20 protein-coding genes are annotated in these 21,214 nt (G+C 61.8%); 12 read left to right on the top strand and 8 right to left on the bottom strand.

What is annotated here, in order from left to right:
- The 9 genes from DK391_RS16905 to DK391_RS16865 all read left to right on the top strand — a co-directional run bounded on the left by DK391_RS16905 (position 1) and on the right by DK391_RS16865 (position 7,760).
- A complete protein-coding gene (locus DK391_RS16905; protein ID WP_109479121.1) occupies positions 1-1,311 on the top strand; it encodes a hypothetical protein in 1,311 nt (436 codons plus the stop codon).
- 11 nt (positions 1,312-1,322) lie between these two features.
- Complete coding sequence (locus DK391_RS16900) at positions 1,323-2,186, top strand: hypothetical protein (RefSeq protein WP_204117377.1); 864 nt, start codon at positions 1,323-1,325, stop codon at positions 2,184-2,186.
- 2 nt (positions 2,187-2,188) lie between these two features.
- Positions 2,189-3,013, top strand: a complete 825-nt coding sequence (locus DK391_RS16895; protein WP_204117376.1) for a hypothetical protein — start codon at positions 2,189-2,191, stop codon at positions 3,011-3,013.
- Positions 3,010-3,492, top strand: coding sequence for a hypothetical protein (locus DK391_RS16890; protein WP_109479120.1), 483 nt, complete (start codon positions 3,010-3,012; stop codon positions 3,490-3,492). The genes DK391_RS16895 and DK391_RS16890 overlap by 4 nt, the downstream gene beginning before the upstream one ends.
- A 119-nt stretch (positions 3,493-3,611) precedes the next feature.
- Positions 3,612-5,123 carry a phage tail protein gene (locus DK391_RS16885; protein WP_109479119.1) on the top strand — a complete coding sequence of 504 codons (1,512 nt, stop codon included), beginning with the start codon at positions 3,612-3,614 and terminating at the stop codon, positions 5,121-5,123.
- A gap of 16 nt (positions 5,124-5,139) precedes the next feature.
- Complete coding sequence (locus DK391_RS16880) at positions 5,140-5,934, top strand: phage tail protein (RefSeq protein WP_204117375.1); 795 nt, start codon at positions 5,140-5,142, stop codon at positions 5,932-5,934.
- Positions 5,934-6,254 carry a hypothetical protein gene (locus tag DK391_RS16875; RefSeq protein WP_109479118.1) on the top strand — a complete coding sequence of 107 codons (321 nt, stop codon included), beginning with the start codon at positions 5,934-5,936 and terminating at the stop codon, positions 6,252-6,254. The genes DK391_RS16880 and DK391_RS16875 overlap by 1 nt, the downstream gene beginning before the upstream one ends.
- The gene (locus DK391_RS16870) at positions 6,247-7,263 is read left to right on the top strand and encodes a hypothetical protein (protein ID WP_239482856.1); all 1,017 of its coding nucleotides are present in this window, start codon (positions 6,247-6,249) and stop codon (positions 7,261-7,263) included. Before DK391_RS16875 ends, DK391_RS16870 begins: the two co-directional genes overlap by 8 nt.
- Positions 7,260-7,760 (top strand): hypothetical protein, encoded by a 501-nt coding sequence (locus DK391_RS16865; protein WP_109479116.1) that lies wholly within the window; start codon positions 7,260-7,262, stop codon positions 7,758-7,760. Before DK391_RS16870 ends, DK391_RS16865 begins: the two co-directional genes overlap by 4 nt.
- Here the strand turns inward: DK391_RS16865 and DK391_RS16860 are convergent.
- From DK391_RS16860 to DK391_RS16820, 8 genes are all read right to left on the bottom strand, one after another.
- Positions 7,738-8,109: a hypothetical protein gene (locus tag DK391_RS16860; RefSeq protein WP_162600824.1), complete on the bottom strand. Its 372-nt coding sequence runs from the start codon at positions 8,107-8,109 to the stop codon at positions 7,738-7,740. The genes DK391_RS16865 and DK391_RS16860 overlap by 23 nt on opposite strands.
- Before the next feature lie 61 nt (positions 8,110-8,170).
- Positions 8,171-8,395, bottom strand: coding sequence for a hypothetical protein (locus DK391_RS16855; RefSeq protein ID WP_109479114.1), 225 nt, complete (start codon positions 8,393-8,395; stop codon positions 8,171-8,173).
- A 213-nt stretch (positions 8,396-8,608) separates the two neighbouring features.
- Positions 8,609-8,974: a hypothetical protein gene (locus tag DK391_RS16845; RefSeq protein WP_109479112.1), complete on the bottom strand. Its 366-nt coding sequence runs from the start codon at positions 8,972-8,974 to the stop codon at positions 8,609-8,611.
- Positions 8,974-9,222: a hypothetical protein gene (locus tag DK391_RS16840; protein WP_109479111.1), complete on the bottom strand. Its 249-nt coding sequence runs from the start codon at positions 9,220-9,222 to the stop codon at positions 8,974-8,976. The genes DK391_RS16845 and DK391_RS16840 overlap by 1 nt, the downstream gene beginning before the upstream one ends.
- Positions 9,223-9,267: 45 nt before the next feature.
- Entirely contained in the window at positions 9,268-9,591 is a 324-nt protein-coding gene (locus DK391_RS16835; protein WP_109479110.1) for a hypothetical protein, read from the bottom strand.
- Positions 9,588-9,791 (bottom strand): hypothetical protein, encoded by a 204-nt coding sequence (locus DK391_RS16830; RefSeq protein ID WP_109479109.1) that lies wholly within the window; start codon positions 9,789-9,791, stop codon positions 9,588-9,590. The genes DK391_RS16835 and DK391_RS16830 overlap by 4 nt, the downstream gene beginning before the upstream one ends.
- Before the next feature lie 9 nt (positions 9,792-9,800).
- Positions 9,801-10,358, bottom strand: coding sequence for a DUF6011 domain-containing protein (locus DK391_RS16825; RefSeq protein WP_239482855.1), 558 nt, complete (start codon positions 10,356-10,358; stop codon positions 9,801-9,803).
- A 59-nt stretch (positions 10,359-10,417) separates the two neighbouring features.
- Entirely contained in the window at positions 10,418-10,747 is a 330-nt protein-coding gene (locus DK391_RS16820) for a hypothetical protein (protein WP_109479108.1), read from the bottom strand.
- A 116-nt stretch (positions 10,748-10,863) separates the two neighbouring features.
- On the opposite strand from DK391_RS16820, the gene DK391_RS16815 reads away from it, so the two are divergent.
- The 3 genes from DK391_RS16815 (at position 10,864) to DK391_RS16805 (ending at position 21,178) form a co-directional block, all read left to right on the top strand.
- Positions 10,864-14,244 (top strand): hypothetical protein, encoded by a 3,381-nt coding sequence (locus DK391_RS16815; protein WP_109479107.1) that lies wholly within the window; start codon positions 10,864-10,866, stop codon positions 14,242-14,244.
- Positions 14,245-14,359: 115 nt separating this feature from the next.
- Positions 14,360-16,150, top strand: a complete 1,791-nt coding sequence (locus DK391_RS16810; RefSeq protein WP_109479106.1) for an N-6 DNA methylase — start codon at positions 14,360-14,362, stop codon at positions 16,148-16,150.
- Between the two features lie 12 nt (positions 16,151-16,162).
- Positions 16,163-21,178 carry an SNF2-related protein gene (locus DK391_RS16805; RefSeq protein ID WP_109479105.1) on the top strand — a complete coding sequence of 1,672 codons (5,016 nt, stop codon included), beginning with the start codon at positions 16,163-16,165 and terminating at the stop codon, positions 21,176-21,178.
- Positions 21,179-21,214 lie beyond the last annotated feature (36 nt).

Below are 21,214 nucleotides of genomic sequence, written 5' to 3'. Positions count from 1 at the left end.
GTGGCGGCGAACCTCATCCCCATCGACGCGCCCGCGCTGCAACCGCTTGCGAACAGCGCGGAATACGATCAACTGGAATCGGACCTGAAAGCGATTTTCACGTCCGTCTACAACGCGCTCATCCGGCCGCGCGAACGCCAGTTGAACCTCTACGGTATGCCGCACCTCGGCGATACCGAATTGATGGAGCGCGTGCTCAAGCTCAACGGCCTGCCGATCATCCGCCGCGATGACACGCGGACCTCGTTTCTCATGAAAGCGGCCCTCGCGCGCAACCCGCGCCGGGGCATGATCTTTCTCAAACAGTATCTGCAGGCGACCTGGCCGAATGTATGGAAGGTCGAGCCGCTTTGGCATCCGATTGCGACGGCGGACCAATACCCGGCCGACGTCACGCCGCGCAGCGTGATCGACCTGAGCCCGTCCGTGCAGGCGGTGTATGACCCGAACAGCGAGGACGGTCTGCCGACGATCTACCGGACGGACTGGCGCGGCGAAAGCCAGCTTTATCCGACGGCACGCACGAACCTCATCAAAAATTCCAACCTCGCGAACAACGGCGCGGGATGGACGCTTTCTAACGCAACCGTCACCTCCAATGCGACGGTCGCGCCGGATGGCACACAGACGGCCGCGAAGGTGTCGCGTACCGCCGTCGGAAACGACTGGGCGGCGCAGATTGAATCTGACGTTGCAGCGGCGGGCAGGCTATTCACTGGTTCGGCCTACGTGTATGCCGCTGCGATGCCGGGCAACTACACCTTGCGGCTGCGCGACAGTACAGACGTCGAGTTTGCCTTTCAGACCATCACGCTTGATGACTCTGTCGGCTGGCATCGTATTGCGATCAGCACGACCTTTCCCGCGACGGCCATCGGCGGCGCGAAATTCACCGTTGATCCGACCTCCGACACCGGCGCGGCGGGGGATTCGTTCTATTTGTGGGGCGCGCAGCTTGAAGCGGGCGAACTGACGCCGCTGATCGAGACGCCCGTAGGGGCAACCGCAACCGTCACGGACTACACCGTTGATGCGAACGGCGTTGCAACGTTCGCCGACGGTGAAACGCCAGCGACGCCTATCACGCACTTTCGCACGAGCCGCGTGCGCGTCACGCGGCCCGTCACGAGTGACAACGGCTTGGGGCTGCTCGAAGTCGCCAAGGCGTTCCGTTCCGTGCTGGCGGCGCGCCTCATGCTCGAACTGCAATTGTCCACTGTGTTCGAGGGTATCGGGGTAACGGGCGGGCTTGCCGTGGCAAACGGTGCAATGGGTGTCATGCCGGTGCTGTGCATCGGCACATTGAGTTAATGGGGGAAAGCATGGGAACCAAAACGGGAAAGATCACTTACAACGTGCACGACCGGGGCCGCAACTTCACCGGCAAAGATCGGGAGTTCAACCTGCCCGCGCTCTCCGCGCTCGTGAATGGCCGCGAGGTGCAGGAAAAGGTACGCAACCGCGACCTCACCGGCTTTTACGGGCACTGGATTCGCGCGCGCTTTGGCCTCACGCCGCCTGAATCCGTTGTGTTTGACGGCCGCATGGTCAACATCGAGCCTGCTTTCGTCACCACGCACCTCGAATGCGACGACAAGGGCAACATCACGCACGAGGCGGAATTTCTCGACACCGATTCGGGCTCGATTGCCGAACGGCTCTTTTCGAGCAAGCAAGGCGGGTTCTCGTCGGCGATTCACACGCTGCCGCGCCTGAGCCCGTCGGTGCCGGACATTTTCGCGGGCTTCGATTACGTGTTCGAGCCGAACTACACGACCAATCGCGGCTACATGTTCGATAGCGCGGCATTCGATGACCAGACTTTCCTCGATTCCGTCGTGCAGGAATGGCAACTGTCCAACGCCATGATGCGCACGCTGTTCGACTCGATGCAGGCGGATAGCGCGCTCATGATGCAGACGATTGAACGCCTGCAGGAAGAAAACGCGGAACTCATGTCCATCGCCTCGCGCGTGCCCGGCAACGGTACGACGCTGCTCGATAGTACGGGCGGCTTCGTCGCGCCGTTGTCTGTCAGTTCGAGCGCGACGGCAGAATTTCGCGCCCGCGCCCGCTCGTTCAGTACCGGCACGCTCGTTGAACTGGAAGCGCTGCCCGATGAGCAGGAAGCCGCTGCAACGGAAAGCCCGGCCCGCTCGCTCGCGCGCCGCGCGTGGGGGGCGTAACGTTGAGCCTGTTCTCTGCTCTCGAACAGGCGTTCGGCCAATACCTCGGCCGCTTTTACAGCGGCCTTGTGGCCGACACGCCGCAAATGCAAGAGTACGTCGCGCGCGGGCTCTCGAAAAGCATCGTCTATGCGCCCGGCCGGATGATCGACAAGATTGATGAGGTGCTCAACGAGTGGCGAAAGAATCAGAACGTGAGCGGGCCGGGCCTGTCCTCATTGCTGCCGGTGTGCATCGTCTGCATTGACGAAGACTTTACGCCGTCGATGGTGGACTACGGCGTCTCTGTCGCGTCGCCGGTGGACGTGATGCTGCCCGGTGACGAACTGAACCGCGCCTACAAGATGCGCCTGAGCGCGAATGACTACCGCGCGCAGATCGCGTTTATCGCGTCTGAGCGGCACTCGGCGCACAGTCTCGCGCTGCAGTTCGACCTCTTTACGCAAGGCCCGCAGGGGCGGCGCTTCCAGATGGCGCACCAGTTCGCCGGGCAAAGCCTTCCTTTCCCCGTCGTGCTCGAAGACATTAACGTTGGCGCAATCTCGCAGGAAGTGCAAAAGAACCTGCGCGTGAACGTCGCGGACTTCGTGCTGCACGCGAGCATCCCAGTGTTTCAGGCACCGGGCGCGGGCGAGCCGAACGACGGCAAGGCGGCACCGGCAGGCTACAAGGTGGTCACGGAAGTCACCGCGGTCAACATGCGCGCAGGCAAGATGATTGATAACGCCGTGGACGTGGACGGCAATTACAGCGAGGTGCGCACCGACACGCCGCCGACGTGGCGCGTCCCGGTTGTCGGCGATGATGACGATGAGGTGACCTCGTGAGCGTCGTTACACTCCAGGCGGAAATCAACGGCTACAAGGGGCAGGCCGTCAACCTGCTCGCGGCCGTTGATGCCGGTGATCCCGGTGCGGCGGACGGCACCGGCCTCGTGATCGTCTCGCAGGAACTGCCGCTAGGCCATCGCGAGCCTGGCGCAATGATGACGTCAAACGACCCGCGCGCGCCCGCGCGTGACCTGCTCTTTGACGAAAGCATGATCGCGGCGGCCATCGACCTGTACTTTCGTGCCGACTCTACCGGCATGATCGAACTGCTCTCGCCGGTGCAACGGTTCAATCCGGGTGGCGCGGTGCAGGTGCGCGGCGTCGCGGCAACGGGCACACGGTATGAACTAAACCCGGAAATCACCAACGGGCAGATTGCCGTGCTCGCGCTCATGTACGCGGCCAACCGCAGCATGTCGGTTGCCGATACGTCGGAGTTTGCCGACGAAATGGCAGAGATGTATTTCACGATCTAGCGTAGGAAAACCCGCGCCGGTCCACTGCATAGGTGACCTGAGAATCAGAGCATCCATTCTGAGGCTCACCTGTGACGCTATCTCTCAACCCCAAAATCACTTCTGCCGGTTTGGCTCTCATGCCGACCGACGATGCGACGGGCTTTGCGGTCCAACTGACGCACATCGCCATCGGCACCGGCCTTTACTCGCTTGGCGGTACGGGCGACGCCGCCGATCAGGCCGCGCGCGCAATGGTCGCGCTCAAAAGCGAAATCGCCCGCTATCCGATTTCGAGCGGTTCGAACGTCTCGCCGACGTCGATCCAGATTGGTACGACCATCACCGACACCGCCCCGAACGGCAAGAGCCCGAACGGCAAGGCTATCGGCGAAATCGGCTTTTTCGCAGGCATTACGCTTGGGGCGGTATGGAGTCGCGGCGACTCCGCGCTGTTCGTGAAGTCGGCCAGTTTCGATATCCCGTTTGCGTACACGCTCGATACGTCGGCCTGTCCTGAGGACAGTGTGACGGTCACCGTCGCGACGGACCCGCAGGGCATGGCTGCGCTCATCAATCAGCACGAGGCGAAAGCCGACCCGCACCCGCAATATGCGACCGATACGGACGTTGCCGCGCTCGCGGTAGTCGTTGGCACCAAGGAACCGGCCATCGGCTACAAAACGGTCCAGCAAGGCGGCGGTATCGGCCAGGGCGCAAACAAGATTTACATGGGCGCGGCACCCGACGGCAGCGGCAACGTGAAAGTCACGGTGGACGGCGTGGACAAGGGCGGCATTGCCTTCCTCGGAAGCCCGGCATTCACCGGCATCCCGACTGTGCCGACGGCCGCCGTCGGGACAGCAACCGCTCAGGCAGCATCGACCCAGTTTGTCGCAAGCACCGTCTCGAATACGCTCGTTGGCACGGTCACGTTCGAGCCGCGCACGACGGCACGCACTGGCTATCTAAAGGCAAACGGTGCCCTGCTCAATCGCGCCGACTACCCCGCCCTGTGGGCGTATGCGCAAACGAGCGGCGCACTCGTGTCTGAGTCGGACTGGACAGCGGGCTCGTGGGGCTGTTTCTCGTCGGGCGACGGCGCGGCAACGTTCCGCATTCCCGAACTGCGCGGCGAGTTCATCCGCTGCTATGACGACTCGCGCGGTATCGACACGTCGCGCGCGATTGGCACGTATCAGGCCTCGCAGAACATCGCACACAAGCACGTTGCGACGTCCGACACCGTCGCGGCGCACACGCACACGGCAACCACTGACGTACAGGGCTATCACGGTCACGGCGTCGCCGATGGCGGGCACGCGCACGGCGTGGGTGATCCGGGGCACTCGCACGGCCAGCCTAACTACGGTTCGGCGCAGGCCGGTGGCGATAACGGCGGTGTCGGTGTGGCTGTCTCGACGGGTTCCGGTTCGAGCCGCACGCAGGCGAACGTCTACGGTTCCGGTACTGGAATCTGGATCGGCGCATCGAACGCCAACATCGGCATCTACGGCGACGGCAACCACGCCCACAACATCGCTGTCGCTGCTGGCGGCGGCCATACCCACGTCCTTACCGTCAACAACGACGGCGGCACAGAAGCACGTCCGCGCAATGTCGCCCTCACGGCGATGATCCGCGCTTTCTAACGGAGAACCTATAACCATGATGCTCTATCAGTTCGACCCGCATTCCGGCCAGTTCGTCACGGCGCGCCTGGCCGACCCGGACCCGCTCAACGCGAATCGCTGGCTCGTGCCCGCTTTCTGCACTGAGATTCCGATTCCCGACCGCCCGCGCCTGACGTGGCCGTTTTGGGTTGATGGCGCATGGGTGCTGCAACCGGACTATCGAACCATCCCGCTCTATCAGCAGAGTAACGGCGACCCGGCTGAAATCCTTATGGCGGGCATCACGCCCGCACAGGCCGGGCTTACCGACAAGCCGCGCCCGTCGGATGAATACAAGTTCGACGGCGACGACTGGGGCATTGATGCGACCGTTGTGGCGGCCCGCCTGCGCGCGGCAAAGATGGCTGAATTTGACGTGCGCATGGAGCGTGCTCGCGCCGCCAACTTTGGCAAGGGCGATGCGCTCATTTCGGGTGTCCTGAGCCCCGGTGACCGCGCCGTGTTCCAGGCATGGGCGAACTATCAGATGAAGTGCACGGCCATCATCCACGCGCCTGAGTTCCCGAATGTCTGCGACTGGCCGGATGAGCCCGATGAGGCGGCCGTCTATGCCAAGGGTGTCGCCGACGACGCGGCAGAAGAAAAGGCCCGGCAGGACGCCGCTCAAAAGACGCGCGACGAAACTCAGGCTGCGATGGACGTGGCGGCGGCAGCGATGGCGAAAGAGCGCGGGCTCATTTTCTCGGCTGACGAAGATCCGCAGGCGCAAGCGGCGGCTGAGTTGGCCGCACAGAACGCGGCAGCATCCGACGGCAAGGCCGCCTCGTAATGGCTATCACGCCCGTCTCGACGGCTGCATTCGTGCGGGCGGTGCGCAAGTTCGCGGAACAGACGCCGGACTGGTCTACCGCGATCCGGTATCAGACGCTGCCCGATGAGCGTTTCGATATCACGCTCACCGCCCGCCGCGTCTATGGTGACCGTGCGCAATACATGGTCATTTTCGCGGCGGCCGGGCTCGATACCCTCGAACAGGAACTGCCGGAACAGGCGCTAGTGCTGCCGAACTTCACGCAGTTGCAGACCATCAAGCGGCAAACCGGCTATCTGACTGACGATGAAGAACGAGCATATTCAGCGCTTGATTAACCGGGCAACCGCGCGCCTGCCCTCCGCGCGCGGTGAAGCCCAACGCAATGCGCAGGCTGACCTCGAACAGCGGCAAGCCGCCTCAACCATCCTCAACCCGAATGAGGTATCGGGCGAGTATGACGGCGGCCGGTTGCTGCAGACGTCGCTGCGCGGCGCGCTGCGCCCGATCACACAGAAAGACCTGCGCGCGTTCCAGTCGAACGTCACGAACCTCAAAAAGAAGTTCATCGGCGGCATCACCGCGCAAGGTGTGATCGACCTCGCGCTAGATGCCGACAAGCAACGCGCGAACACTGAAATCCGCGTTGCCGTGCCCGTCTCGCTGCGCGGCCCGCTCGTGCATTTCATCACGAACGCCGGGCCGGATTCGAACGTCACGCGGCACCATGTGCACGTCGAGTTTATGGATTTCGAAGCGACCGTCGGCGCGTCGGCGAACGACCCGAAAAAGATCGGCAAGGCGGTTGCGCAGGGGCGGCTCAGGTTCGACTGCGATTGCGGCCGTCACCGCTTCTGGTTCCGCTACATCGCGACCATCGGCAAGTACAACTATGGGCGCGCGGAAACCGGCTATCCGAAGATCCGCAACCCGAAACTGCATGGCGTCGCGTGCAAGCACGTACTGCGCACGATGCACGTCATTCTGAAAGATGCGAACACGCAGGCCAAAATCGCGCAGCAGGTCATCAAGGCCCGCGCCGCGCTCGATGGCACGAAGCTAAAGGCGGATCGCACCAAGGCCGCTGACGTGCGCGCGCACGCGGCAGAGCAGCAGGCCAAGCGCAAGTCGAGCACCAACCTCAAGACGACGGCGCAAAAACAGGCGGCCAACGCGGCGCGCCGCGCGCGCGAGTCGATGAAAAAGGCGGCCGTCGAGAAGGCGAAAGAAGAAGCGAAAAAGCCGTCGGCGAATGCCCGCAAGATCGAGCGTAACGCGCGCACCCTGCTCGCGCTCGGCGCGATCACGCAGGAACAGTTCAACGACATTATGAAGAACGCGAAATGATTAATTCCGTACCCGTTGCGATCACGAACGCGGCGCGCGCGGTCGCGCTGAAACACCCGAATGCGCTGGACTGCTCGCTTTATCGCAAGGTCATTGATCGCGTGGCCGATGACGGCTCGACTGAGGGCGGTTTGCCGACCATTGGCGGGCTTGGCGTGCTCACGCCTGAGGACGAACCGACGTTCGAATACAAACCGCTTGGCGAGGGCCGCCTGCTCATTACGAGCCAGTTTCAGGGCACGCTCGATCTTACCGACCGTGGCGACGCGCTCGCGCCCGATACCCAGTTGCTTGAGGCACTGGTTGAGCCCATCGACGTACCGGGTTTTCAGGTGAAAAAGTACGACCTGATCGCGGCGATGCCTGGCGGCGGCGTGGTCATCGCGTATGAGGTGGTGGGAATGGTGAGCGCGGTCGGAATCTCGCCCTACTCGAAAAAATGGATTCTCGCGCCGCGCGATGAACTGTCGGACACTACGCCTTGGGAAAGCGAGTGAAACCGTTGTCTGAAAAGATTTCCCGCATGGCGTGATTCGGGTCCGCGATGAACACGACCCGATCAGCCATGCTCGATTGCTTCACCTTGCCCTCGCGCACGTAGCGCGGCGGCACCAGTTCCATTTTGAACGTCGGCGGCACGATCATCACGTACCGCTTTGCGAGGTCGATGTTATACGCGCCCATGATGAGCGTATTGAAAGCCGCTTCATAGTCGCGCTCGGCTTCTTCTGCCTTGTCGATGATGGCTTTGATACCCTTGATATCCGCCAGAACTTCCTCACGCGACTTGTCAGCCAACGGATTGACGGCGGCCGTTGTTGCGGCTGTACCGAACGCCGCATTCATCGCTATCTGATCGAGACTGGCCGCGACGTGCGGCGGCAGCTTGAACGGGCTAAAGAACGGGTCAAACACGCTTCCTCCGCGCATACGCAATCAGGGCTTCATTGACAGCCTGCGCAATCGCGCCGCGCGATGCCTCAGGCCCGGTCGCGAGGTCGAGCGATTGCGCCGCCTCAGGACTGAGCCACATATTCAGGTGACGCTCGCCGCGCGCGACCTTGTCCGCGTTGGACTTCGCGCGCCGCTCTTTCGGCGTCATCGGCTTGTCGTTAATCAGTTTGCGAATCATCGTTCTCTGCATCCGTTCCAAAAATATTGATCCGCTTTGCGGCCCGTCCCGACGTCACACAGTTGCGGCAGTAGTCTAAATCACCCGGCATGCGCTTCCAGCCGTACACGCTTTTCAGTAGTTCCCGATAGTCGGGTTTCGACGTGTTCGGCGTACCGGCATTGTGCGTCGAGCCGCACCCGTTGCACGTCGCCTGTAGCCATACCTCAATCATTATTCGGCCGCCGTCAGTTCGCTTTCCTTGAAATCGCACGCCTGATACACGACGTTCGCGACTACCTTGCCGTGCTGATCGTAGTAGCCGACGTAAGCGAGATACCCGTCTTTCGTGCGCACGAGGTCACCGCGATCAAACGCGCGCGGCGGCTGCTCGCCGCCCTCCGGTTCTTTCGCGGGCTCGCCGCCCGGCTTGAACTGTTTGCCGAACAGCGCATGTCCGGTTGCAAAGCGCTTGCCCTTCACGTTGTTGAGCAGCATTTCGAGCCGTTCGAGCAACGTCTCGCGGTCGGCCTCGCCTGCCTCTACCGCGTCCATCGCGAGGTTAAGCTCGCGCTCGATGTTTTGAAAGTGCTTATCCATCACCAAGCTCCTACGCCGTGGCGGCTGTATGTTTTGCACGATGCAATGATGTGCTTCTGTCGGCTACTCACGTTCGCGCGCTTGTCCGCCGTATCGTCGACGTCCATCGCGTGAATGCCGCCGTCGGCCTCGAAAAATACAGATGCTTCCTCGCCGAACTGCGCTTTCAAGTCGGCATCGAGCCGGGTGACCATGAGCGCGATCTTTTCGAGCCGGTCGGCAATCTGTGCTTTTGTCATCTTTGCCATGCTCGCTCCGATGCGAAAAATCCCGCGCGATGGCGGGACGTGATCTTAGTGACGCGGATGGCGCGTAAGCGCTTCGTGTCTGTGTGTCCAGAGCGCGTGAAGCGCTTCGTTGCGGCTCTCGAACGCGCCCAACTCGCGGCAATCCGTATCGGTTTCGCGATCAAGCGGCTTCTGAATCTGCGCGTGCCACTTGCCATCGACTGTCAGGTCATAGCCGCCAACGCACTCCGCACCTTCCGGCGACGTCATCGACACCGCGCAGCGGCGCATCAAAAAGCCGTTGCCCGCCGTCGGCGGATAGTTGACGTTGTGCTGCACGAAATACTCGCTGTCATCGAGCAGGACCAAGCCGTTTTCTGTGTCGCTCACTTTTTACCTCCCGTCAGCAGCATGTCGATACGCGGGGCCATGCCCGGCCAGTTCGCGCCCGGTGCGAGCACGGTACGAAATTTCGGTTCCGGCGCTTTGGCGCGCGGCATCACCGTTGCGGTGCTCGCGGCTTTTGCTGCCGCCAGCACTGTTTTGTGCCGCCTCACAATGGACAGCGGCGACTTGTTTCGATCTACCACACCGTCTCCTTAAAACCCGTAGCGCCCGGCGCAGATCGGGCCGATGCTGTTGGCGATGCTTTCCGGGTCCGTCAGTTCGCGCCCGCAGCAGGCGCAACGGCCGGTTTCTTTGCCGAATGCCTCGGCGGCCTGTTTCGGGTCCGCGCAGACGTCGAGCACCTTTGTGCGCTCCGCTGCCGTGCATGCGTCGCTCGCGATGAATTTGCCGTCTGCAACCTTGCCAAGGTAACGGCCGCCGCGCTTGAACCCTTCCGTGACCCAAATCGAGCCCGCGCTGCGCCCGCTCATCGCGAGCGCGAACGTGAAATCAGCCAGGAACATTTTCGGGTATTTCAACCCGCTTTCCTGCGCGTTCGTAAACGCGGTCACGATGCGCTCGACGCCCGCTGCATCGACCGTGGCGGCTGACGCATTCTGCGACACGATGCGCGCGACGGCCGCAATCATCGGGTCCGTGAGCGTGCCGGTCGCGAGCAGGCGGTTATTGAGGGAGCGCGCGAAATCGTTGCGGTCGGCGTTGTGGATGATCCACTTGATTTCCGGTGCGTTCGATTTCAGTTGCAGCATGGCGCGCTCCTTTCGGGTGAGACTCGATTGTATGTTGTCACATTATCCGACGCAAGCGATCAGGCCGCGACCGGATCAATCTGGCGCATGAGGCCGCGCCAACTGCTGTTTTCCCCGAAAAACGGCTTGCGTTCTTCGTCGGTGGTGCAGTTCGCCAGCGATGCCTCCAGCGCGGCGAGGCGCGCCGTTGCGTGGCCGCGCAGGCGTTCGACGTCGGTGTCAGCCACTTCGAGGCTGATCGAGCCATCTTTCGCGATGCCGCCTGCCGCCCACACGCCGCGAATGAGCGCTTGCAGCAACTCCGCGCCCTCGAACGGTGCCGTACCGGCCGCCTCGCCCTCCGTCGGCAGGATGAGCGATTGAAGTTTCTTCGTCAGTTTCAGTTTCATGGGTTTCCCCGGTGTGTGAATGAGCCTCAAGTGTATGTTGTCACGTTTGAAAATGCAACGGATTCCGTAGGAAAAGCCGCGAGGCTCGCGCGCGCGCGCGACCTGAGAATGGCTCAATGGACACCTTTTCGCACATCGAGCAAGCCGCGCACGACAGCGCATACGGGCACAACACGCGCCCCGCGCCGACCATCGCGCAGCAGGACGCCGGAAACTACAAGAAGGGACGCGCCGCCGTAGCGGACATTCCCGTCGTGATTGAGAACCCACGCGGCTCGCTGCGCGAGTGGCGCGCCGCCGACGGCACGAGCGGCGCGAACCTCATGAAATTCCACTACGGCTATGTGGAAGGCGTGACCGGCGCGGACGGCGATGAACTGGATTGCTACGTCGGCCCGTACCCGGAAGCGCAAACGGCCTACGTCGTGAATCAAAACGTGCGCGGCGCGTTCGATGAGCACAAGGTAATGCTCGGCTTTCCCGACCAACGCACGGCAGAGGCGGGCTATCTGAGCAACTTCAATGCGGGCTGGCCGGGCCTCGAAAGCTGTGTGCCCTGCTCTATCGCGCAACTACGTTGGTGGATGACCAACGGCGATATGTCCATTCCGCTTACGCAAGATCAACTCCCACACGAGGAAAGGAACCCCATGCAAAAGGTGCTTTGGGATAGCGCGAACATGCCCGTCGGCAAGACCCTCGCGCAGGTGCTGTACGAAATTCGCTCGAGCGATGGCTCTGACGGCCTGATTTTCGACCCGGTGAGCATCGCCGATATTCTCGGCGATGCTGACGGTGTGGTGACGCTCGATGCGCTCGTGATCCCGTTCGCCAAGCTGCCGCAACGCATGGAAATCCTGCGCAAGGTGATGGACCGCAAGGGCGACGGTATCAGCGTGCTTTCTGTGCAGGTCACTGAGCCTTTCACGCAGCGCGGTACGACCAACGTTGCAGCCGTGTTCGAACTGTCGGACGGTCAAACCGTCTCGATCTTTTTCCACAATCCCGACGTCACGCCCAAAAAGATCATGGCGACTGACGACGTTGTTTCGTGGAAATGGATGCTCAACAAAAAGGACATTACGATTGTCGTCGCGCCGGAAAAGGGCCGCGACCTCAATGTCCAGAATGTCGCCGCGCGTGTGATGACGCTCGCCGGTCGCAACAGTTCGCGCTTCGCAGAGACGAACACCAAGCGCGCCGAACGCATGGAGAACATCGCAGGCCTGCAAAAGCAGTATGACGATGGTGTAGTGACGCTCGAAAACCTCAACGCGGAAATCTCCGAACTGGAAATCGAGGTCGAACAAAAGCGCGTGCTGCCTGTTGTGGCTGAACCGGCACTGGCCGCTGTCGCTGTCGCTGTCGCTGTCGCTGAACCCGAAAAGACCGTTGCTCAGACGGCAATCGACAATCAGGACAATGCGACGCTCGACGCAATTCAGGCGGCACTCGATGCGCAGATCGACGCTCTTTCGCTCGATGACCTGCGCCGCATGGCGACCTACGAGCCGACGTCGATCAATGGCGGCGAAAAGCTCGATGAATACGACCTGCGCGCAAAGCTCAAGCAGATGCACCCGGATGACATTCAGACGAGTCTGGACTATCTCGCGAAGTATCAGGAAAGCGTAGCGAACGCAGAAGCCGAAGCCGCTGCAGCCGCCGCCGCACAGGGACAACTCGCGCTTGATGCGCCTGACGCCACGGCCGCCGCCAACGTCACGCCTGATATCTCGTATGCGCCGGTTGACGACATGTTTACCGCGTTCTATCCCGAAACGCCCGCAGGTGAAGAAGCGTGGAAAAACATCGCGGCGCACACGGACGGCACGGGCAAGGTGCTTCACACGCAGGTGGACGATACGATCCAGCAATTGCGCGACGCGGGCTATACGGTCGCAGAGCGCAAGCCGGACACGACTGTTATTGACGATGACCTGCTCAACGCGCTCGCGAACGACCTTCAACCGGACGCACAACCCGACGCGAGCGAATCCGCGCAGGCCGCCCCTGAGCCGGAAGCGCCGCACAAGTCGGAACTCGTGATTGCCGCCCTCAGGGAACTGGGCTGGCGCGAGAGTGCATCCCCGATGATTGTGCAGAAGAACGTCGGCGGGGCCGTGCCCGGCGAACTCAACGAAGGCGGCGACCGCATCGTTTTGGCGCAGTTTGACGACACCGCGCGTTACCTCTCGCTCGTGCTCGGATTCGACCAGGTATTCGACGTAGACACGCGCGACGGCGACGCCAGCGAAATCGCGGCGGCATTCGACGCACGCACGATGGAATGGGCCGCAAGCACCGCCTTTAAGCCCGAACCCCAAGTAGCGGAAGCCGCGATTGCTGCGCCGGTGGAACAAGCCACTGCGCCGACCGTGCCTGATCGTCTTCGCAAGAATGTCGAGTTTGCTCTCGAAACGCTGCGCGGCATTGCCGACGGTATCGAGGCGGCGAAGTCGCTCGAACAGCGTATCGGCGGCAATGGACGGTATCAGGCCGACGCGCTTCGTAATCGCCAAAAGGACATTGACCGCGCGCACGAGATTCTCGCGGATTTCCGCGAACTCGCCCCTAAAAATGGTATCGACCCGGAAGCGTTCATTGCATCGCTTGGTGGCGAGCCCGACCTGACGCCCAGCCCGGAAGCGGCTGAATGGCTCAAGCCGACTGCTGAAAGCGCTGCCGCCCCGGCTGTCGATCCGGCCGCCGCCGCGCTCGCTGCAGAGGCCGACTTGGACCGCGCCGCGACGGAAGGCTACAACGCGGGCCTGCAGGGTGACACCACGCCGCCCGACTGGGTCACGAACGATGAGGACACGCTGCAGGCCGCGTGGATCGTCGGCAACAAGCGTGGCCGTGAAGAAGCCGCACAAGCCGCCGCCGATGCCGCGCCGCTGCCGGGCGATGCTGCGCTCACGACGGACCAACCGACCGGCGAGGAAAGCGCGACCACTGTCGAGACGCCCGCCCCTGCTACTGTGACGGCCTCCCCTCTCTCTGACGAAACCATGCAGAAGTACATCGCTATCGCTGCTGACTCCATCAACGCGCTGCGCCGCATCGACGTCTACCGCGTGCTCTACTCGCTCGCGTCCGACAACGAGGACGGCGTGACGCGCTCCGCGCTCGCAACGTGGATTGCTCAGAAGCGCCCTGACCTCGCCGCAGAGGTGACCGCCGTAATGGCCGAAGAATGGCCCGACGACGGCTGGACGCTGCCCGCTGCTGATCCCGGTGCGCAGGTGACGGACCCGCTGCCGGAAGGCATCACGGAAGTGCAGCCCATCGAGCCCGAAGTGAACAGCGAGCGCGCTGCCGACCTCGCGTTTCTCCAGACGGTCACCGCGCAGAGCATCGACATGATGGCCGACGGTGTTGCCGAACGCATCGACACGACGCTCGGCAAATATCCGGGTGATGCCGATATCGAGGCGGCCGTGCGCGACGCGGTCAACTCGTACACGGACTACATGACCAAGGCAATCGCCGGATAGTAAAGCAGCATGGAAAAGCCCCTGAAAACGGGGCTTTTTCGTAGGAAAAGCCGCGCCAGTGAAGGCATAAACGGCCGCGAGAATTTAACGCGCCCACCTACCTTTATTGGCGAATATGACCAATCTACAAATCGACCTCGGACGCCTGAAACTGGCGAAAGAGGCGCGCGACCTCATCACTGAGCGCGCATCCCTGTCGGCCGATACCGCCGACGTGATCCGGGCACTCAAAATCGGCAAGCGGCTGCGCGATATCGCCCTGGCGCTCGGCGTGCGCCCGGCCGCCGTCGAGCCTGCGCCGGAACCCGCGCCGGTGCGCACGGAACCGACGGCAGAGTATTACCCTGAGGAAGGCCGTAAAACGCTCGCACAGCGGCAGCGCGATAACAACGCGGCTATCGACCTCATGCGCGACCTTAAGGCCACTGGGCGCGCCGTAACCGACGAAGACCGCACTGTGCTCGCGAAGTATTCGGGCAATGGCGGCGGCCTCACCGGCGCGGACGGCCTTACCGGCTCGCCGCACGAGTATTACACCCCGAAGCCCGTTGCTCAGGCGATGTGGGATTTGCTCGGCGAACTGGGCTTCAATGGCGGCAGCGTGCTCGACCCGTCGGCAGGCAGCGGCGTATTTACCGCGACGCGCCCGGCATCGGCCGTGATGACGCAGATCGAACTCGATGAAACGAGCGGCACGATCAACGGCCTCATCAACGATGGCCCGACCGTCAGCACGACGGTATCGCCGTTCGAGGCCGTCGCGGCTGCTACGCCCGATGAGATTTACGACGCGATCATCACCAACGTTCCGTTTGGCGACAACGCCATGCGCGGTGATGCGAAGCTCGCCGACAAGCGCTTCCAGAAAGCGAACCTGCAAGAGTATTTCATCCTGCGCTCGCTGCAGAAGCTGCGCCCGAACGGCCTCGCTGCGTTCATCGTGCCGCCGTCGATTGTCAGCGGCAAGGGTGCCAAGGCTCAGAAACTGCGCCTGCAGGCGTCGTTGATGGCTGAATTTGTCGGCGCGTATCGCTTGCCGAACAAGATTTTCAGCGAATCGGCCGCCGCCGACACGATCACCGACGTGATCGTATTCCGCAAATTCTCGCGCGACACCGCGACGAAAATCAGCGAACTGGAAACGCAGAGCCCGGACACCCTGCGCGCGGCAAACGTGCTGTGGGATGAGTTTCTGGAAGGCCGCTATTTCACCGGCACCGGCAAGCGCTTTGTGCTCGGCGAGGTCGGCACGACCAACGGCAAGTTTGGCGAGGTCGCAGCCGTCATTTCCGATGACTCGATCAGCAACATCGCCAAGATGATTCGCCGGTTCCCCGATTCGCATATCGTCTGGGACTTGCTCAACGCGGCGGAAACGGCACCCATCGTCTACAAAGATGGTGACGTGATCCATAAGGACGGGCAGACGCTGCAGTACAACGATGGCGCGTGGACGGCGCTCGATTCGTCGGTTGCGGATGATCGCGCCATGCTCGACGTCGGCACGAAGATCGCGACGGCATTCGAGGCCGTGACGGCGTCCGTGAGCCTCGCCGATGCGCAGGCATACGCGCGCTACAGCAACGCCAAGGGCAGCTATTCCGACGTGCCCGCGTGGCTTACGGCAACGCTCAAGGCTATCGACTCGCTCGGCGAGGGCGACATGCAACCGTGGTGGGAAGCGGTCACGGCGGGCATGGCCGCGATGCAACTCATGCAGGACGCGGACAGTGTCGAGCCGTTCAACTACCTCGAAGCGTACCCGGTTCTTTCCGCGCAACTCGCCAAGGTCCAGAACTACGGCAACAAGACCATCGGCAAGGCCTCGCGCCTCGAAAAGGACGCGCTGCTCTCGATTCGCAACGCCCGTTACAAGAATGAATTTACGGCATTCTGGCGCGGCTAAATCAAGGCCAACGTGAGCACCGTCGCGCTCACGCCCACGCAACTGTACGAAAAGACGAAGTACGAAAGCGAAGACGAAACCGGCTATGTGTCCGTCGAGAAGATGCGCGAGGCGTTTTCCGATTTCGACCCGCTGGCATCCGATGAGTGGTGTGTGTCGGCCGACGGTCAGCATGTCACGCATGCGAACGACTATTACACCGGCTCCTATGCGGACTTCCTGAAACAGGCGGACGCGGCGCTCGAACAGTGCACGGACCCGGATATCCGCGCCAAGCTCGTGAAACAGCAGGAAGCGGCAAAGTCGCGCGTGAACATCGTTGACGTCTCGAAAATGACGTTCAGCCTTTTCACGCCGCATATCTCGCCGCTGCAAAAGCTGGATTTCCTGAAACAGTACGTCTCGCCGGATATCTTTCTGACGACGGACGCGGAAGGCCGCGACGTTTTCGATATCAAACAGCCCTCGCTGTCGAAGTGGGCCAACGACGAAGAAAAAGCCGCCTACAAGGCGATGCAACGGTTCGTGAAGGGTTACCTTCGCAACCAGAACATCACGACCATGTCGAAGCAAACGGACGTCGAGCAAGATCCTGCTCGCGAGGCCGCATTGCTTCGCCGCATCAAGGAAATCACCGACAACGCGAAAGCCCAGTTCGATGCGTGGGCGCGCGCCAACGATGAGATTCAGGTAAGCCTGCGCAACAAGCTGAACGCGCCGGAAGCGCTGCGCTTCATTGAGGAACCGGACGGCACGCCGCTCGACATTCCGAACCTCAACACGGTCACGTTCCGCCCGCACGCGTACCAGTACGCCGCCGCGCGCCGCTACGCCCGCCAGTTTTCGGGCATCCTCGGCTTTGATGTGGGCCTTGGCAAGACGCTCACGGCTCTGGCATCGGTGCAGTACGCGCAGAGCATCGGCGTAAAGAAGAAAACCATTTTCGTGGTGCCTAACGCGACGCTCACGAACTGGAAAAAGGAAGCCGGTAAGGCGTACCTCGATACGTCGGATTGCCTCTTTGTCGGCATCGTGCAGGGCAAGGACGGCAAAGACAAGGTCGATAACGCGCAGGTCAAGCTCGACCTGAACACGATCCGCGAGAACCGTCACAGCAAGATTTTCATGACGCTCGAAGCGTTCAAGCTCATCCCGCTGCGCGATGAGACGATGGACGCCTATATCTCGTATCTGACAGAGCACGATGACGCGTATCTGCTCGCCGAAGAAGACGCGATGAAAAAGCGCGCGAACATCGCCGCCGCGAGCAAGCAGGGCAACGTTAAGGACGTCGGCGAAAAGTCGGGCGCACTGCCCTACTTCGAAGACATGGGTATTGATTCGCTCGTGCTCGATGAGGCGCACAACTACAAAAACTCGAAACTCACGTCGAGCGAGTTCAAGGGCGCGAAATACCTGGCTGATCCGGCGAAGTCGCAACGCGGCATGGATATGCAGGCGAAGTCTTGGTACGTGCGCGGGCTCTCGACGCGCAATGATGGCGTGCTCGCGCTCACGGCAACGCCCGTCACCAACAGCCCGCTCGAAGTCTATTCGATGCTCACGCTGGCGCTTGGCGAGCGCGAAGTGAACGCAATGTACGGCGTGAATGGCGCGGATTCCTTCATGGCCGCCGCGTGCGATATCGAAGAACGCGAGGAAGAAAACATTGTCGGCATCATGCGGCCGGTGCGCGTCTTTACGGGCCTGCAAAACGCCGGTCTGCTGCGCCGCCTGTTGCAAACGTCCGCGCTCATCAAGACGGCCGACGACGTCAAGGCCGACGGCATCGACATCAGCGTCCCGGCATACGATGAGGTCGCAACGGGCGTCGCTATCGGGCAAGCGTCGTATGACACCATCATCGACTACAAAAACCGGTATCTCGAAGCCGTCGAGCGGCTTAAGGCTGGCGGCGGCGATGCAGAGGACAAGCTGACGGGTTCGCCGTTCAACCTGATCCGCAAGATGCCGCGCGTCATCAATGACGCGGAACTGGACACCGGCATTTTCACGTTCTCGTTCGCGGCCGATCAGCGCGACGGTGCGCAAAAGGCTATCGACGCGTTCAACAAAAAGAACGTCGTTGAGGAACGCGACTATTGGGACAACAACGCGGACCCGGCCGACATTCGCACCAAGGTAGTCAAGGACGCGGAAACGGGCGAATCCGTCTCCAAGTACCTCGTGACGATCCGCGCACGCATGGCGCAGGCGGGCTCTGCTGTCGAACTGCTCTCGACGGACTACAGCACGCAGGAAACGCTGTTGAAGCTGCTCGGCGCGAACGACATTACGCCGTCGATCACTGTCAGCCCCAAGCTCGCCGCGCTGGTCGAAAACGTCAAGCTCGAAAACCTGCACCCGCGCTATCAGGGCAAATCGAAACAGATCATTTTCTGTGACGAACTGAGCCTGCACCACAAGATCAAGCTGGCGCTTGTCGAGCAGGTCGGCATTCCGGCCGCGAAAATCAAGATCGTCAATGCTGTCTCGGTTGACGTCGCGGGCATGCAGGACGTGCAGGACGGCTATAACGCTGACGGCGACGAAAACAAGTATTGCATCGTCATCGCCAACAAAAAGGCAGAGGTCGGCATCAACCTGCAGAAGGGCACGCAGGCTATCCATCACATGACGATCGGATGGACGCCGGACAGCATCCACCAACGCAACGGGCGCGGCGTGCGCCAGGGCAACCCGGTGGAGACGGTCAAGGTGTACCACTATGACGCTGACGGCACGTTTGACGCGTACAAGCGCAAGCTGGTCGGCATCAAGGCGGACTGGATTGGTGCGCTCATGCGCGGTGATTCGTCGCGCGTGAAGATCGAGGGCGACCTGTCGGCGGCCGATTACGAAATGCTGGCCAACGCCGTCGGCGATGCGTCCGCAATGGACCGCATCAACGATGAAATCGCCGCGCGCAACAAGCGCGAAAAGATCACAGCCGCCAAGGTGTCGCAGTTGCAGGCCGTGCGCATCATCGAAGCGCAGCAGAACTGGCTTGCGAAATTCGGCATGGGCGGCCCGGACGCGCGCGACACCGACGGCCGCAAGGGCTTTGCCGCGTGGATCAAAAACAAAAACGGCGCGGCGCAGCAAACGGCGTACAAGATCGGCGAACTGCAAGAGCGTCTGGACAAGACTGAGTCGGCTCTCATGTCCAAGCGCCTGAGCACGGAAATCTCGAACCTGCGCGCCAAGCTGCAAACCCAGCTCGAAGTGCTCGACGGCCTGCAGCGCGATTCGCGCGGCCTCGTTGTCGTGCGCTCCGAATGGTCCGCGATCAGCGACGACGAAAAGGCGACGACGGCTTACGCGAACTGGCAGAAAGACCTCGCGATGGCGAGCCGCATGCGCGATGAGGCAGGCGTGACGTTTGGCAACCGCACCGACGACGGCTATTCGGGTGAAGTGCTCGACCAGTTCATGCGCGGTGATGCTGCTATCGTGACCGGCAACCTCGTTGCGCTCGGCTCGTTTGTCGAGTATCAAAACAAGCTGCTCGTGATCGCCAAGCCGCGTAAGGCAGTGGACGCCGCCAAGGGCTTCGTTGGCTACAACCCGGCCGACCAGTCTGAAACGGAAGTGCTGCGCATGACGGGGCCGGTGTTCGTGGAAAAGAACACGCCGCAGTATTCGGCCGCCGTCTCGCGTGCCGCCGCCGCTGACGAACAGGTGATCGCGAATACGACGTCGGGATTCTCGGCAGAGAGCCCGTATCTGTATTCGAGTCTGAATGGCGACGTGCGCGAAGCGCTCACGGTTGCGATTCCGTCGATGATGGTCGATAGCGACACGATTTCGCTCGCGCCGCCGCTGTTCCCGTTCATCCTCGTGAGCAACGCGACGGGCAGCGCGTTTATCGAGCGCATCAAGGCAGAGCAGGAACCGCTCATCGCAGAGCGCGATTTCCGCGATAACGTGCGCCTGAAAGACATGCGCGTGCTCGGCCCTAAACTGGCGATGGACGTGCCCGGCCGCTGCGCTGCTATCCGCGACTATGCCCGCGCAACGGGCCTGCGCGCGACGGCTCAGGACGTGGCGTGCGTGTCGTCTTATATCTCGATGGAAAAGTGCCTCGATTCGCTCAAGCTGACGGAAGCGTTTTTCGACGCCCTGCCCGATGGCGTTGCATCGTCGGGCTCGCCGGAAGCGCTCGAAGCGTGGGCGCTGAACTGGTTCAACAGCGCGCAGGACTTCCTGCAGATCGACCGGCTCGAATCGGCACTCGGCTACGACATTTCGCGTTTCCGCCGCGAACAGTCGAAGATTGACGACGGTAAAGAGCGCTGGTATGTCGTCTCGCAGTCGCAACGCTACAAGCTCTCCGCGCCGTTCATCGCGGCAATGAAGTCGGCCATTGAGGGCGGTTTCCTCAATGACGAAATCACGAGCATGGCGAGCGCGTACACGTCCTACATGCCCGCCGATTTCACGCGCACGTATGGCCGCCAGTTGACGGAACTCGTGTTCGAGGACACCGGCGACTACATCGCCCTGAGAGTGGGTGTTGAGGACGCGCGCGCGGACATGCAACTGCCGCAATCGGCCCGCCTGTATGTGGAGTCGTGGGCCGATGCGCAAGCGATTGCCCTTGCTATCATGTCGCCGCAGTGGCAGGCAATGTGCCAGTACGCGAAGAAAGCGAAGTCGATTCGCGCGCTCGATGCCGCAGGCGTGGACATTCAAGGCATCCTGCAGGCTATTCGCTCGCTGCCGGGCGTGCTCGGTGCCGACGTCGGTACGACGGATGAGACGAAGTTTCAGGATCGTTGGTCGGCGCACTATGTCTATCATGCGAACACGTATATAAACATCACGTTTGTGCAGTATTCGCCGACGATGAAAAAGGTAGCCGCCAAGGGGCCGGACGGGTTGCAGGGCCGCACGTTTGACAACGTCCGCAAGGCTTTCCGCGTGACGATCAAGGACGGCGAGGTGTTCAGCGATGGCAAGCCGGTTGCATCGGTCAATGCCCTGTTCAAACACCTGGGCTTGAACCTTTCCGACTACCTCGTTTAATGATGCGCCGCCGCCTCGCAAGGGGCGGCGGCAACA

The sequence above is a fragment of the Paraburkholderia sp. C35 genome, assembly GCF_003121405.1.
GTDB lineage: Bacteria > Pseudomonadota > Gammaproteobacteria > Burkholderiales > Burkholderiaceae > Paraburkholderia.
The sequence above is the reverse complement of the archived record's forward strand: the minus strand, read 5'-3'. Positions and strand labels throughout refer to the sequence as shown.

Bases quoted from the DNA above. Each gene is read 5' to 3' on its own strand.
- DK391_RS16860 (WP_162600824.1), bottom strand. From the start codon at position 8,109: ATGAATGCGGCGTTCGGTACAGCCGCAACAACGGCCGCCGTCAATCCG.
- DK391_RS16865 (WP_109479116.1), top strand. From the start codon at position 7,260: ATGATTAATTCCGTACCCGTTGCGATCACGAACGCGGCGCGCGCGGTC.
- DK391_RS16880 (WP_204117375.1), top strand. From the start codon at position 5,140: ATGATGCTCTATCAGTTCGACCCGCATTCCGGCCAGTTCGTCACGGCG.
- DK391_RS16810 (WP_109479106.1), top strand. From the start codon at position 14,360: ATGACCAATCTACAAATCGACCTCGGACGCCTGAAACTGGCGAAAGAG.
- DK391_RS16815 (WP_109479107.1), top strand. From the start codon at position 10,864: ATGGACACCTTTTCGCACATCGAGCAAGCCGCGCACGACAGCGCATAC.
- DK391_RS16845 (WP_109479112.1), bottom strand. From the start codon at position 8,974: ATGGATAAGCACTTTCAAAACATCGAGCGCGAGCTTAACCTCGCGATG.
- DK391_RS16900 (WP_204117377.1), top strand. From the start codon at position 1,323: ATGGGAACCAAAACGGGAAAGATCACTTACAACGTGCACGACCGGGGC.
- DK391_RS16825 (WP_239482855.1), bottom strand. From the start codon at position 10,358: ATGCTGCAACTGAAATCGAACGCACCGGAAATCAAGTGGATCATCCAC.
- DK391_RS16885 (WP_109479119.1), top strand. From the start codon at position 3,612: ATGCCGACCGACGATGCGACGGGCTTTGCGGTCCAACTGACGCACATC.
- DK391_RS16820 (WP_109479108.1), bottom strand. From the start codon at position 10,747: ATGAAACTGAAACTGACGAAGAAACTTCAATCGCTCATCCTGCCGACG.
- DK391_RS16875 (WP_109479118.1), top strand. From the start codon at position 5,934: ATGGCTATCACGCCCGTCTCGACGGCTGCATTCGTGCGGGCGGTGCGC.
- DK391_RS16855 (WP_109479114.1), bottom strand. From the start codon at position 8,395: ATGATTCGCAAACTGATTAACGACAAGCCGATGACGCCGAAAGAGCGG.
- DK391_RS16840 (WP_109479111.1), bottom strand. From the start codon at position 9,222: ATGGCAAAGATGACAAAAGCACAGATTGCCGACCGGCTCGAAAAGATC.